Origin of the sequence: Streptococcus vicugnae (assembly GCF_016461705.1) — a bacterium.
Taxonomy (GTDB): Bacteria; Bacillota; Bacilli; order Lactobacillales; family Streptococcaceae; genus Streptococcus; species Streptococcus vicugnae.
Window position 1 is genome coordinate 39,327 of the sequence record NZ_JAEMHW010000006.1, and the last position, 14,885, is coordinate 54,211.

Consider the following 14,885-nt stretch of genomic DNA (forward strand, 5'->3'; position numbering starts at 1 on the left):
GCTGCTTTTTGTGACGTAAAAATTGAAAAAACATGACTTTTCCTGTATAATAAAATGACTACTCGTGCGAGGTATATAGTATGGAAATGAAACAGATTAGCGAGACAACGCTAAAAATAACGATTAGTATGGAAGATTTAGAAGAACGTGGAATGGAGTTGAAAGATTTTTTGATTCCTCAAGAAAAGACAGAAGAGTTCTTCTACTCAGTAATGGATGAATTAGATTTACCGGATAATTTCAAAGATAGCGGAATGCTTAGCTTCCGTGTGACACCACGTAAAGACCGTATTGATGTCTTTGTCACAAAATCTGAAATTAATAAAGATATTAACTTTGAAGATTTGGCTGCATTTGATGATGTCTCAAATATGTCGCCTGAAGAATTCTTCAAAACTTTGGAACAAACCATGTTGTCTAAGGGAGATACAGAAGCTCACGAAAAATTAGGTAAAATTGAAGAAATGATGGAAGGCGCTGTTGAAGAAGTCTTAACAGAACATGCTCAACAATCTGAAGCAACAGAAACTGAAGAAGAAGTTAATCCATCAGATTATGTTCACTATGTATTGGATTTTCCAAGTTTAGAGGCAACAGTTGCTTTTGCTAAAGCAATTGATTTTCCAGTGGAAGCGTCAGAACTTTATAAGATGGATGGGGCTTACTACATGACAGTCCTTATTGATTTGCAAAATCATCCTTCTTATTATGCAAATTTGATGTATGCTCGCATGTTGGAATATGCTGGCGCTGGAACAAAGACACGTGCTTATTTACAAGAGCATGCAGTTGAATTATTGACGGATGATGCCGTCGCAAAATTAAAAATGATTGAGTTGGTATAGTATGGCACCCTTTACAATTGAATATGTTTTAGTTTTAATTGGCGCATTTTTGTTATCACTTTTCTTGACGCCGATTGTTCGTTTTATTGCTTTCCGCGTTGGTGCCGTTGACAATCCAAATGCTCGTCGTGTTAATGAAGTCCCTATGCCAAGTAGTGGTGGTTTAGCGATTTTCTTAGCCTTCTTGATATCATCTTTAATTTTTATGCCAATGGTTTTGAAGCAACCGATTTGGACGATTTCTTATTTTGATTATATTTTGCCAGTTGTTATTGGTGGATTTATCATTACAGCGACTGGTTTTATCGATGATATTTATGAATTGAAGCCAAAAACAAAAATGGCAGGGATTATTTTAGGAGCTGTCATTGTTTGGGCATTTACGGATTTCCGCTTTGATAGTTTTAAAATTCCTTTTGGTGGACCGTTATTACAGTTTAATTCGATAGTAACCTTTTTCCTAACTGTCTTTTGGATTATTTCAATTACAAATGCCATGAATTTGATTGATGGTTTAGATGGTCTGGTGAGCGGTGTTTCTATCATTAGCCTGATTACAATGGCTTTGGTATCTTATTTCTTTTTACCACAAACTGACTTTTATTTAACGCTGACAATCTTGCTGTTGATTGCCTGTATTGCTGGTTTTTTCCCATATAATTACAACCCAGCTATTATTTATTTGGGGGATACAGGAGCATTATTCATTGGATTTATGATTGGTGTATTATCTCTTCAAGGGTTGAAAAATTCGACAGCTGTTGCGGTGGTTACACCTGTTATTATCTTAGGGGTTCCTATCTTAGATACAACTGTTGCGATTATTCGCCGTAAATTATCTGGACGTCCTGCGACAGAAGCAGACAAGATGCATTTGCACCATCGTCTTTTAGCTATGGGATTCACGCATCGAGGTGCTGTTTTGGTTGTTTATGGTATTGCTATCCTTTTCTCACTCATTGCTCTTTTACTTAATGTTTCAAGCAGACTGGGTGGAGTATTGTTGATGATCGGTTTAGCGTTTGCCTTAGAGGTCTTTATCGAAGGATTGGAAATTTGGGGAGTTGGTAGAACACCTCTCTTTGACACCTTGAAATTTATCGGAAATAGCGATTACCGTCAAGCAACTATGCTTAAATGGAAAAATCGCAAAAATAATAAGTAAATGAAAAGCCTATTATGGCTTTTTTTTGATATAATGATTAGTAACCCTATAGAACTGCGGTAATTTTCAGAAAAAAGTTACTGCTGCATTTGATTAATTGGAGGAACGTACACATGTCTGTACTTGAAATAAAAGATCTTCATGTCTCAATTGAAGATAAAGAAATTCTTAAGGGTGTTAATTTAACCCTTAAGACTGGAGAGATTGCTGCGATTATGGGCCCTAACGGGACTGGTAAATCAACGCTTTCAGCTGCGATTATGGGTAATCCAAATTATGAGGTTACTCAGGGTGAAATTTTGCTTGATGGTGAGAATATTCTCGAACTTGAAGTTGATGAACGAGCTCGCCTTGGTTTATTCCTTGCTATGCAGTATCCATCTGAAATTCCAGGAATTACGAATGCTGAATTTATTCGTGCAGCTATGAATGCTGGAAAAGAAGATGATGAAAAAATTTCTGTCATGGATTTCATCACAAAACTTGATGAAAAAATGGAATTTTTGGGCATGAAAGAAGAAATGGCAGAACGTTACCTTAACGAAGGTTTCTCAGGTGGTGAGAAAAAACGTAATGAAATTCTTCAATTATTGATGCTTGAACCCAAATTCGCTCTTCTTGATGAAATCGACTCTGGTCTTGATATCGATGCTCTTAAAGTTGTTTCAAAAGGGGTTAACGCTATGCGTGGCGAACAATTTGGAGCAATGATTATCACTCACTATCAACGACTTCTTAACTATATTACACCAGATGTTGTACACATTATGATGGATGGTCGTGTTGTCCTTACAGGTGGTGCAGAACTTGCTGCCCGTCTTGAAAAAGAAGGCTATGCGAAAATTGCCGAAGAACTTGGAATAAAATACGAAGAAGAAGTGTAATTGATGATGTCAAGTCTACTATTATAGTAGACGATACTCGTATGTAGGATATAAAAAGGAGTAAACATCAAATTATGACGAAAGAATCAGTTTTAAATTTTTCACAAGCAAAAGCAGAACCTTTGTGGTTGCAAGAGCGACGCTTAGCTGCTTTTGATCATATAGATAAATTACCATTACCAGAGGTCAACCGTGTTAAATTTCATCGTTGGAATTTAGGTGATGGAAGTATTTCAGAGGATGTGGCATTGGCTAATGTCCCTGATTTTACAGCTCTTGGAGATAATCCAAAACTTGTTCAAGTTGGAACTCAGACCGTTCTTGAACAGTTACCTGTTGACTTGATGTCAAAAGGTGTTGTTTTTACAGATTTTTATGGTGCTTTGGAAGAAATTCCTGAAGTTATTGAAAAATATTTTGGTAAAGCGCGTGGTGACCTAGAAGATAAATTAGCAGCTTATCACACTGCTTACTTCAATAGTGCTGCTGTACTTTACATCCCAGATAATGTGGACATTGAGGAACCGATTGAAGGTCTATTTTTTCAAGATAAGGCTAGTGATGTTCCATTTAATAAACATGTCCTTATCATTGTTGGTAAAAATAGTCACATTAGTTACTTAGAACGCTTTGAATCAATTGGTGAGGGTGATGCTAAGGCAACAGCAAATATCTCTGTTGAAGTTATAGCATTGGATGGTAGTCAAGTGAAATTTTCTGCTATTGACCGCCTAGGAAATAATGTGACAACTTATATTAGTCGTAGAGCTTATCACGGTAAAGACGCTGTAGTTGATTGGGCTATTGGCATCATGAATGAAGGTAATGTGATTGCTGACTTTGATTCAGACTTGTACGGAGATGGTAGTCAAGCTAATCTAAAAGTAGTAGCTGCTTCATCAGGTCGCCAAGTACAAGGTGTGGATACACGTGTTACAAACTATGGCTGTCATTCAGTTGGGCATATTTTGCAACACGGTGTCATTCTTGAACGTGGGACTCTTACTTTTAATGGAGTAGGTCATATTGTTAAGGGAGCAAAAGGAGCAGACGCTCAACAAGAAAGTCGTGTCCTTATGCTTTCAGATAAAGCACGGTCAGATGCTAATCCAATTTTATTGATTGATGAAAATGATGTTACAGCGGGGCATGCTGCGTCAATTGGGCAAGTTGATCCAGAAGATATGTATTATCTAATGAGTCGTGGTATTGATAAGGAAACAGCTGAACGCCTAGTTATTCGTGGTTTCTTAGGTACTGTTATCACTGAAATTCCTGTCAAAGAAGTTCGTGATGAAATGATTGCTGTACTTGATAGCAAGTTGGAGCAACGTTAATATGACAACATTAAATCCTCATAAAATCGCTCAAGACTTTACTATACTTGACCAAGTTGTTAATGATGAACCGTTGGTTTATCTAGACAATGCGGCAACGACTCAGAAACCACAAGAAGTTCTTGATGCGCTTAATCAGTACTACCATACTATTAATGCCAATGTTCACCGAGGTGTTCATACATTAGCTGAACGTGCAACAGCTGCTTATGAAGCTAGCCGTGAAAAAGCACGTCAATTTATTAATGCTAAATCAATTAAGGAAGTTTTGTTCACTCGTGGAACAACAACTGGTCTTAATTGGATTGCACAATTTGCCCAAGAAGTTCTTCAGAAAGATGATGAAGTCCTTATCTCTGTTCTTGAACATCATGCGAATGTTATTCCATGGCAACAAGCATGTCGCAAAACAGGAGCAAAATTAGTTTATGTTTATTTGAAAGATGGTCAACTAGACATGGATGACTTACAAAATAAACTTTCAAATAAGACTAAGTTTGTAAGTATTGCTCATGTTTCAAATGTATTAGGTTCAGTTCAACCAATTAAAGAAATTACTAAGTTAGCACATCAAGTTGGTGCTTATATGGTTGTTGATGGTGCTCAATCTGCGCCTCATATGGCGATTGATGTCCAAGATTTGGATTGTGATTTCTTTGCTTTTTCTGGGCATAAAATGCTTGGGCCAACGGGTATTGGTGTTCTCTATGGTAAGGAAGAATTGCTTAATCAAATGTCACCAGTTGAATTTGGTGGTGAAATGATTGATTTTGTTTATGAACAAGAAGCCACTTGGAAAGAATTACCATGGAAGTTTGAAGCAGGAACACCAAATATTGCTGGAGCCATTGCTTTAGGAAAAGCATTTGATTATTTGAATAACCTTGGTATGGATGCTGTTCATGCTCATGAACAAGACCTAGTCGATTATGTTTTACCGAAATTACAAGCAATTGAAGGTTTAACAGTCTACGGACCACAAGATCCTAGCAAGCATACTGGTGTTATTTCTTTCAATCTTGATGGCTTACATCCACATGATGTGGCGACGGCTTTGGATTACGAAGGTGTCGCTGTTCGAGCAGGACACCATTGTGCACAACCTTTGATTACTTACCTAGGTATTCATTCGGCAGTACGTGCAAGTTTTTATATCTATAATACGAAAGAAGATTGTGATAAACTAATAGAAGCAATTCTCAAAACAAAGGAGTTTTTCAATGGCACTTTCTAGATTAGATAGTCTTTATATGGCAGTTGTTTCAGATCACTCAAAAAATCCGCATCATCATGGCAAATTGGAAGATGTTAATCAAGTTAATCTTAATAATCCGACTTGTGGTGATGTGATTTCATTATCAGTGAAATTTGATGGTGATCGCATTTCTGACATTGCTTTTGCTGGTGATGGTTGTACCATTTCAACAGCTTCATCAAGTATGATGACTGATGCTGTAATTGGTAAAACAAAAGAAGAAGCCCTTGAACTTGCCGAAATTTTTTCAAAAATGGTTCAAGGTGAAAAAGACGATGCTCAAAAAAGATTAGGCGAAGCTAGTTTCTTAGCAGGAGTTTCAAAATTTCCGCAACGCATTAAATGCTCAACTCTTGCTTGGAATGCTCTTAAAAAGGCTATTGAAAACGATAGTAAGAATACAGAAAGGTAATTAGATGCCTGAAAAAAATGAAAAAGTAACACCAAAACCAATTGATATTGGTGAATATCAATATGGCTTTCACGATGATGTAACACCAGTCTTTTCAACAGGAAAAGGAATTAGTGAAGATGTTGTTCGTGAATTATCTGCTGAAAAAGGCGAGCCAGAATGGATGCTGGAGTTCCGTTTGAAATCATTGGAAATCTTTAACAAAATGCCAATGCAGGATTGGGGACCAGATTTATCAGATATTGATTTTGATGAGATTACTTACTATCAAAAAGCATCTGATAAACCTGCACGCTCATGGGATGATGTCCCAGATAAAATTAAAGAAACCTTTGAGCGTATTGGGATTCCAGAAGCAGAACGTGCCTACTTGGCTGGTGCTTCAGCTCAGTATGAGTCTGAAGTCGTTTATCATAATATGAAAGATGAATATGATAAATTAGGTATTATTTTCACTGACACAGATTCTGCTTTGAAAGAGTACCCAGAACTCTTCAAGAAATATTTTTCTAAATTAGTCCCACCAACAGATAACAAGTTAGCTGCTCTAAATTCAGCTTTTTGGTCAGGTGGCACCTTCATTTACGTGCCAAAAGGGGTCAAAGTTGATATTCCTTTGCAAACTTATTTCCGCATTAATAATGAAGCTATGGGACAATTTGAACGTACCCTTATTATTGTTGATGAAGGGGCAAGCGTTCATTACGTCGAAGGATGTACAGCTCCAAATTATTCATCAGCTAGTCTTCATGCTGCAATCGTTGAAATCTTTGCACTCGAAGGTAGTTATATGCGTTATTCAACTATTCAAAACTGGTCAGATAATGTTTATAACTTAGTAACAAAACGTGCTACAGCTAAGAAAAATGCAACGGTTGAGTGGATTGATGGTAACCTTGGTGCTAAGACAACTATGAAATATCCATCTGTTTACCTTGATGGTGAAGGTGCGCGCGGAACAATGTTGTCAATTGCCTTTGCTAATAAAGGGCAACACCAAGATACGGGTGCTAAAATGATTCACAATGCTCCACATACGTCATCATCAATTGTTTCAAAATCAATTGCTAAAGGTGGCGGAAAAGTTGATTATCGTGGACAAGTAACATTCAATAAAAATTCTAAAAAATCAGTTAGTCACATTGAATGTGATACGATTTTGATGGATGATATTTCAAGTTCTGATACAATTCCATTTAATGAAATTCATAATTCGCAAGTTGCACTCGAACACGAAGCGAAAGTTTCAAAAATTTCAGAAGAGCAGCTCTATTATTTGATGAGTCGTGGGCTTTCTGAACAAGAAGCAACAGAAATGATTGTTATGGGATTTGTCGAACCATTTACCAAAGAACTTCCAATGGAATACGCGGTTGAACTTAACCGTTTGATTAGTTATGAAATGGAAGGTTCTGTTGGATAAGATAATAAAAAGAGGCAATTGTAATTGCCTCTTTTTATTATATATAATAGGAAAAGTAATAGTAGTTTTTATAGGTTTTCGTTGACGTAAGTGACGAAGTGATTCCACCAAACTTTAAGAAAAATACTTTTTTTTACCTCTTTTTTAGCAAGTGCTGGTACGCTTGGTTTTGAGTCGAGGTATCCAGTTCCTACGATTTGTTTATCATCATAGATGAAAGAGTCAACTTTGTCACCTTTGTTAATAGTCGCTTCGTATCCTTTAGATTTTGTTGAGAATGTTGCTGAAACGTCAGTGTCAATACGATGAACAACTTTTAACTCTTGAGAAGCAACAGCGGGTACAGATTTTTCTTTACCATCTTTTACCTTTGCTTTGCTATTTTTAGTTGACTCACCAGCATCAACAAGAGTAGTCATTTCATAATGCGATTTAACATATTCAAGAAGATCATTCGTAGCTTTAAATCGGGCAAATTCATCTTCTTGCCAATTATCTGCATTCATAACAACAGAGATAATGCGCATACCATTTTCAGTTGAGGTTGCAACAAATGAAGCTCCAGCTAGTTCAGTTGTACCTGTTTTTAGACCGTCAACACCATCACGTTCATAAGGCATTCCTTTAAGCATGTAATTGTAAGTATTCATTGTCGAACCGTCAAAATCAGCAGTAGTTTGCTCAGTGATTTTAAGAACAGCTGGATACTCAGTAATTAAGTGCTGGGCAATGATTGCCACATCACGAGCGCTCAACATGTTTTCATCGGTTGAGCTAGAACCTGGATAAATGTTATCGCCTAAATAACTATTATTAAGGCCTGAAGCATTAAATAATTTAGCATCATTAATTCCCCATTCCTGGAGTTGAGCTTGCATCATATCAACGAACTTACTTTCGGTACCACCAATTTGTTCAGCTAAAGCAATAGCAGCACTGTTGGCGCTAGCTACCATAGCTGCATTAACCAGTTGCTCGACAGTGTATTCTCGAGCTTCCATAGGAACATTACTAGCATCTGAATTAGCTGTTAAATCATACGCATAATCAGAAATAGGAACTTTAGTATTCCAGCTTAGATTTCCTTTATCGATTTCTTTGTAAGTTAAATAAACTGTTAATATTTTAGTCATAGAAGCAACACCATCGGGTGTAGTTGCATCTTTTTCATATAATACTTTTCCTGTAGAGGCTTCAACAGCGATAGCATGTTCGGCGGCTACATCGAAGTTATCATCTGCAGCAACCTTGCTCCCAACGAAGGCCAATAGTACGGCCAAGACAGCAAAAACTTTCTTCATTGTTCCATCCTTTGTTAAAAAAATTCAACATAATAATTATACCATATAAATAGTGTGTTAGGTAATCTGACAAAAAATTCAGAAAAAACTATTCTCTTCAGAAAAAACTATTTTCTTTAAGGAAACTTTATGATATAATTTTATTTGTCAAATAATATAATTTAGAGAGAACAACTAGGAGGGCGTCACATGTCACTAAAAGGTAAAACATGGAAACGCGTCGGTCTTGGGGCTGTAGCCTTAGTCTCAACAGCTGTATTGGCAGCTTGTGGAGGAAAAAGCTCATCAACTTCTTCAAAAACTGATGAGATTAATTGGTACACTCCAACTGAAATTAGCACTTTGGACATTTCGAAAGTTACAGATACTTATTCTTCAATTGCTATCGGTAACTCAGGAAGTAACTTGCTTCGTCGTAACGAAGATGGTGAATTAAAACCTGATTTGGCAGAAAAAGTAGAAGTATCTGAGGATGGTTTAACATACACTGCAACATTACGTGATGGTCTTAAATGGTCTGATGGTAGTGATTTAACTGCAGATGATTTTGTTTACACTTGGCAACGTATTGTTGATCCTGCAACTGCTTCAGAGTATGCTTATCTTGCATCAGATGCACATGTTTTAAATGCTGCGGAAGTTATTAATGGTACGAAGAGTGTTGATGAATTGGGAGTTAAAGCAGACGGTAACAAAGTAATCTTTACACTATCAAGCCCATCTCCACAATTTATGAGTCTTCTTACATTTGCTAACTTCGTCCCACAAAATAAATCTTTTGTGGAAAAAGCAGGTAGTGACTACGCTACAACTTCTGAAAAAGCACTTTATTCAGGTCCATATACAGTGAAAAAATGGAATGGTTCTAATGGTTCATTCACACTTGAGAAGAATAAATACTATTGGGATGCCAAAAACGTTAAATTGAAAAAAGTTAACGTCCAAGCTGTTAAAAAACCTGATACTGCTGTACAAATGTACAAAGATGGTGAGCTTGATACAGCAAACATCTCAGGTACAGAAGCAATTTTTAAAGCAAATAAAAGCAATAAAGATGTTGTGGATGTTCCAGAAGCAACATCAGCATACCTCGTTTACAACGAAACAGGTTCTGTTAAAGCTTTAGCTAATACTAAGATTCGTCAAGCGCTTAACCTTGCAACAAATCGTGAAGGTGTTGTTAAAGCAGCTATCGATACTGGTTCAAAAGCAGCAACAGCTCTTGTTCCAACAGGACTTGAAACCTTAGAAGATGGTACTGATTTATCTAAATACGTATCACAAGATTACACTTATGATGCAAAACAAGCAGCAAAACTTTTCAAAGAAGGTCTTGCTGAAATCGGTGAAAAATCAGTTAAATTGACAATTACAGCTGATTCTGATACACCAGTTGCCAAAGCGTCAGTAGACTACATCAAACAAACATGGGAAGATGTTCTTCCAGGATTAAAAGTAGAAGAAAAATTCGTAACATTCAAACAACGATTGCAAGATTCTAAAACACAAAACTTTGATGTTGTTCTATCACTTTGGGGTGGTGACTATCCAGAAGGATCTACATTCTATGGATTGTTTACATCTGATTCAGCCTACAACTACGGTAAGTTTAGCGATGCGATATATGATGCAGCCTACCAAAAAGCATTGACTACAGATGCTTTGGATCCAGTAGCTGCTGCAGATGATTATAAAGCTGCTGAAAAAGCACTTTATGATAATGCACACTATAACCCACTTTACTTCCGTAACACAAAAGCACTTCAAAATCCGTCAATCAAAGGTCTTGTTCGTAACTCAACTGGTTTGCAAGTTGACTTTACATATGCCTATAAAGACAAATAATCTTTAATAAGTATGAATAATGGGCAAGAATTGGTTGCGGCCAATTCTTGCTTTTGTTGACAGGTAAAACTTTTCCCCTGCCAACAAAAGCAAATAAGAGAAGGAAATATTATGGTAAAATACATTCTTAAACGTGTTGCTATTCTTCTTGTAACACTCTGGGTAGTTGTTACCCTGTCGTTTTTCCTCATGCAAGTTATGCCTGGGACACCTTACAATAACCCAAAATTAACTGATGAGATGATTGCTTTAATGAACAAACAATATGGGTTGGATAAACCAGTTTGGCAACAATATCTTACATATCTATGGAATATTCTCCATGGTGATTTTGGTACAAGTTACCAATCAATTAACCAACCAGTCGGTCGTTTGATTTCACAACGCTTGGGTGTTTCAATTCAACTTGGTGTTCAAGCCCTAATCGTTGGTCTTCTTGCTGGTCTTGCGGTTGGTGCTGCATCAGCACGTAATAAAAATAACTGGATTGATGGAGTACTTAGTGTCATCTCTACACTTGGTATTTCAGTACCATCATTCATTATCGGTCTATTCTTATTGGTAACTCTTGGTTTCAAATGGAGCTTGTTCCCACTTGCTGGATGGGGTTCATTTGAACAAACAATCATGCCATCTATTGCTTTGGCAATTCCAGTATTTGCTCAAGTAACACGTTTCTTCCGTGGACAAATGATTGAAACATTGAGTTCTGACTACATTCAGTTGGCAACAGCTAAAGGTTTGAATAAACGTCAAGTGACACGTAAACACGCGTACCGTAACTCAATGATTCCAGTATTGACTTTGGTTGGGCCTATGGCAGCAAACTTGCTAACAGGTTCAGCTTTGATTGAACAAATTTTCTCAATTCCAGGAATTGGTCAACAATTTGTAACATCAATCCCAGCTAAAGACTACCCAGTAATTATGGGAACAACAATCGTTTATGCAATGATGTTAATGGTTGCTATCTTGGTAACAGATATTGCAACAAGTATTGTTGATCCACGTGTACGCTTGCAATAAGGAGACTATTCATGGCAGATAAAACAAGAGAATTTAAACTTGTTGGTGTTGGTTCAGCCAGCTCACAAGAAAAAATCGAAAAGCCAGCTCTTTCTTTTATGCAAGATGCATGGCGCCGTTTGAAGAAAAATAAATTAGCCGTTGTTTCAATGTGGTTCTTGGGAATCCTATTAGTATTCTCGATGATTTCAGTGTTTTTGGTACCACGTGATGACGCTAATGCTTTCAACACAAAAGAAGTTACAACTTACCGTAACCTTCCACCAAAAATCAGTGATAACCTTCCGTTTTGGAATGGTAAAATTACGTATTCTGGTAATACGGAAGCTAACGATGCTTATGCAGACCAAGGTGTTCCAGAAGGAACTAAATTCATTCTTGGTACTGATAACCTAGGACGTAGCGTTGCAAAACGTATCATCGTAGGTGTTCGTATCTCACTTCTTATTGCTATTGTTGCAACATTGATTGACCTTTTGATTGGGGTAACTTACGGTTTGATTTCAGGATATGTTGGCGGCCGTGTCGACATGGTTATGCAACGTATCATTGAAGTTATTTCATCAATCCCTAACTTGGTTATTGTAACAATGCTTGGTCTTTTGCTTGGTAATGGTGTTACATCAATTATCATTTCAATTGCCATCGTTGGTTGGACATCAATGGCTCGTCAAGTACGTAACCTAACACTTTCTTACCGTGAACAAGAATTTGTCCTTGCAGCTCGTTCATTAGGTGAAAGTGCTCCTAAAATCGCATTTAAACATATCCTTCCAAATATTTCTGGGATTATTATCGTTCAAATCATGATGACAGTTCCAAGTGCCATCATGTATGAAGCTGTTCTTTCAGCTATCAACCTAGGGGTAAAACCACCAACAGCATCACTAGGTTCATTGATTACTGATGCTCAAGAGTACTTACAATACTACCCTTATCAAGTAACTCTACCAGCCCTTGCTTTGGTATTAATCTCACTTGCTTTCATCTTGTTAGGTGACGGTCTTCGTGATGCATTTGATCCAAAATCTGGTGATCGTTAGGAGGAAAAAATATGAGTGAAGAAACAATTTTACAAGTTAAAAACCTCCATGTAGATTTCCAAACCTACGCTGGAGAAATTAAAGCCATTCGCGACGTCAATTTTGATTTGAAGAAAGGCGAAACACTTGCTATCGTAGGTGAATCTGGATCAGGTAAATCTGTAACGACTAAAACTTTGATGGGCCTATCTGCTTCAAATGCTACAATTACAGGTGAAATCGACTTTAAAGGTAAAAAACTTACTGAATTAAAAGAAGACGAATGGATCAAAGTTCGTGGAAATGAAATTGCAATGATTTTCCAAGATCCAATGACAAGTCTTGACCCAACTATGAAAATTGGTCAACAAATTGCTGAACCAATTATGATTCACGAAAAAGTTTCAAAACAAGAAGCTTGGAATCGTGCACTAGATTTGATGAAAAATGTTGGTATTCCAAATGCTGAAGAGCATATCAATGATTACCCACACCAATGGTCAGGTGGTATGCGCCAACGCGCTGTAATTGCAATTGCGCTTGCTGCTAACCCAGATGTGTTAATCGCTGACGAACCAACAACTGCATTGGACGTTACTATTCAAGCCCAAATCCTTAACTTGATGAAGAAAATTCAAAAAGAACGTGGCTCATCAATTATCTTTATTACGCACGACCTCGGTGTTGTTGCGGGTATGGCTGATCGTGTAGCAGTTATGTATGCTGGTAAAGTTATTGAATATGGATCTGTAGATGAAGTGTTCTATAACCCGCAACATCCATACACATGGGGCTTATTAAATTCTATGCCAACTACTGATACAGAAGCTGGTAGCCTACAATCAATCCCAGGTACACCACCAGATCTTCTTAATCCGCCTAAAGGTGATCCTTTTGCACCACGTAACGAGTTTGCTTTGGATATCGATTACGAAGAAGAACCACCAATGTTTAAAGTTAGTGACACACACTACGCTGCAACATGGTTGTTAGATGAACGTGCACCTAAAGTAACACCACCATTACCAATTCAAAAACGTTGGGAAAAATGGAAAGAACTTGAAGGGAGAAAAGCTTAATGACTGAAAATAGAAAAAAGCTTGTTGAACTTAAAAATGTTTCTTTAACTTTCAATGAAGGTAAAAAGAACGAAGTAAAAGCCATCAACAACGTCAGCTTCGATATCTATGAAGGTGAAGTCTTTGGTTTAGTTGGTGAATCAGGTTCTGGTAAAACAACTGTTGGACGTGCTATCTTAAAACTTTACGATATTAGTGATGGTGAAATCGACTTTAATGGAGAAACAGTTTCTAACCTTAAAGGTAAAGAATTGCATGAATTCCGTAAAAATGTGCAAATGATTTTCCAAGATCCACAAGCTAGTCTTAATGGACGTATGAAAATCCGTGATATCGTTGCTGAAGGTCTTGATATCCATAAACTAGTAAATAGTAAAGAAGAACGTGATGAAAAAGTTCAAGAATTACTAGCCTTGGTTGGATTGAATAAAGACCACATGACTCGTTATCCACACGAATTTTCAGGTGGTCAACGTCAGCGTATTGGTATTGCTCGTGCACTTGCTGTACAACCCAAATTCATCATTGCTGATGAACCAATTTCAGCACTTGACGTATCTATTCAAGCTCAAGTTGTTAACTTGATGCAAAAACTCCAACGTGAAAAAGGACTAACATACCTCTTCATCGCCCATGATTTGTCAATGGTTAAATACATTTCAGATCGTATCGGCGTAATGCACTGGGGTAAAATGCTTGAAATTGGGACATCTGAAGATGTTTACAATAACCCAATTCACCCATACACTAAGAGTCTGTTATCTGCAATTCCAGAACCAGATCCAGAATCTGAACGTGAGCGTGTGCACCAAGTGTACGATCCAAGTGCAGAACTTGATGGTCAAGAACGCGAAATGCGTGAAATTACACCAGGTCACTTTGTACTTTCTACAGAAGCTGAAGCTGAAGAATATAAAAAAGCATTATCATAATTATAAAGGGAGCTTATAGCTCCTTTTTTGTGTGTAAAATTGTATAGGAGTCATTTTAGTTGCTTTTACTGGAAATAAGTATTAGAATGGCATTGTGATTGGTTGCTGGTAATCAGCACGATAGATGAATATTAGTAATAATTGAAAAAATCAAAGAAATTTTCATAAAAGCATTGACACTCTATAGTAAATTTAGTATACTAATATAGCTGTTGTCCGAGAGGGTAGCGGTAACAGATTTGAAACAAGTTTGAAAAAACCTTGAAAAAGGTATTGACAGCGAGTTTTAAATTTGATAGAATATAGAAGTTGTCTCTGATGAGACAAAGACCTTTGAAAACTGAACAATACGAACCAAA

General features: G+C 37.1%; 13 protein-coding genes. 12 read left to right on the plus strand and 1 reads right to left on the minus strand.

Features of this window, described 5'->3' with window-relative positions; genetic code table 11:
- Nucleotides 1-80: 80 nt before the first annotated feature.
- From mecA to sufB, 7 genes are all read left to right on the plus strand, one after another.
- Nucleotides 81-845 (plus strand): adaptor protein MecA, encoded by a 765-nt coding sequence (mecA, locus tag JG537_RS08815; RefSeq protein WP_199544982.1) that lies wholly within the window; start codon nucleotides 81-83, stop codon nucleotides 843-845.
- Between the two features lies 1 nt (nucleotide 846).
- Entirely contained in the window at nucleotides 847-2,010 is a 1,164-nt protein-coding gene (locus JG537_RS08820; protein WP_132869968.1) for a glycosyltransferase family 4 protein, read from the plus strand.
- A 113-nt stretch (nucleotides 2,011-2,123) separates the two neighbouring features.
- Entirely contained in the window at nucleotides 2,124-2,894 is a 771-nt protein-coding gene (sufC, locus tag JG537_RS08825; protein WP_132869443.1) for a Fe-S cluster assembly ATPase SufC, read from the plus strand.
- Nucleotides 2,895-2,968: 74 nt separating this feature from the next.
- Nucleotides 2,969-4,231, plus strand: a complete 1,263-nt coding sequence (gene sufD / locus JG537_RS08830) for a Fe-S cluster assembly protein SufD (RefSeq protein ID WP_132869442.1) — start codon at nucleotides 2,969-2,971, stop codon at nucleotides 4,229-4,231.
- Nucleotide 4,232: 1 nt separating this feature from the next.
- Complete coding sequence (locus JG537_RS08835; RefSeq protein ID WP_199544984.1) at nucleotides 4,233-5,465, plus strand: cysteine desulfurase; 1,233 nt, start codon at nucleotides 4,233-4,235, stop codon at nucleotides 5,463-5,465.
- Complete coding sequence (gene sufU, locus JG537_RS08840; RefSeq protein WP_199544986.1) at nucleotides 5,452-5,898, plus strand: Fe-S cluster assembly sulfur transfer protein SufU; 447 nt, start codon at nucleotides 5,452-5,454, stop codon at nucleotides 5,896-5,898. Before JG537_RS08835 ends, sufU begins: the two co-directional genes overlap by 14 nt.
- 4 nt (nucleotides 5,899-5,902) lie before the next feature.
- Nucleotides 5,903-7,321 carry a Fe-S cluster assembly protein SufB gene (gene sufB, locus JG537_RS08845; RefSeq protein ID WP_199544994.1) on the plus strand — a complete coding sequence of 473 codons (1,419 nt, stop codon included), beginning with the start codon at nucleotides 5,903-5,905 and terminating at the stop codon, nucleotides 7,319-7,321.
- 68 nt (nucleotides 7,322-7,389) lie between these two features.
- Here sufB and pbp3 read toward each other — a convergent pair whose 3' ends face one another.
- The gene (gene pbp3, locus JG537_RS08850; RefSeq protein WP_199544996.1) at nucleotides 7,390-8,622 is read right to left on the minus strand and encodes a D-alanyl-D-alanine carboxypeptidase PBP3; all 1,233 of its coding nucleotides are present in this window, start codon (nucleotides 8,620-8,622) and stop codon (nucleotides 7,390-7,392) included.
- Between the two features lie 189 nt (nucleotides 8,623-8,811).
- Between pbp3 and JG537_RS08855 the strand changes: the two genes are divergently transcribed.
- From JG537_RS08855 to JG537_RS08875, 5 genes are all read left to right on the plus strand, one after another.
- A complete protein-coding gene (locus tag JG537_RS08855) occupies nucleotides 8,812-10,467 on the plus strand; it encodes a peptide ABC transporter substrate-binding protein (protein ID WP_199544998.1) in 1,656 nt (551 codons plus the stop codon).
- Nucleotides 10,468-10,578: 111 nt separating this feature from the next.
- A complete protein-coding gene (locus JG537_RS08860) occupies nucleotides 10,579-11,493 on the plus strand; it encodes an ABC transporter permease (RefSeq protein ID WP_006530948.1) in 915 nt (304 codons plus the stop codon).
- A gap of 11 nt (nucleotides 11,494-11,504) precedes the next feature.
- The gene (locus JG537_RS08865) at nucleotides 11,505-12,536 is read left to right on the plus strand and encodes an ABC transporter permease (protein WP_132869232.1); all 1,032 of its coding nucleotides are present in this window, start codon (nucleotides 11,505-11,507) and stop codon (nucleotides 12,534-12,536) included.
- An 11-nt stretch (nucleotides 12,537-12,547) separates the two neighbouring features.
- Nucleotides 12,548-13,594: an ABC transporter ATP-binding protein gene (locus JG537_RS08870; RefSeq protein ID WP_199545000.1), complete on the plus strand. Its 1,047-nt coding sequence runs from the start codon at nucleotides 12,548-12,550 to the stop codon at nucleotides 13,592-13,594.
- Nucleotides 13,594-14,526 carry an ABC transporter ATP-binding protein gene (locus JG537_RS08875; RefSeq protein WP_132869234.1) on the plus strand — a complete coding sequence of 311 codons (933 nt, stop codon included), beginning with the start codon at nucleotides 13,594-13,596 and terminating at the stop codon, nucleotides 14,524-14,526. Before JG537_RS08870 ends, JG537_RS08875 begins: the two co-directional genes overlap by 1 nt.
- Nucleotides 14,527-14,885 lie beyond the last annotated feature (359 nt).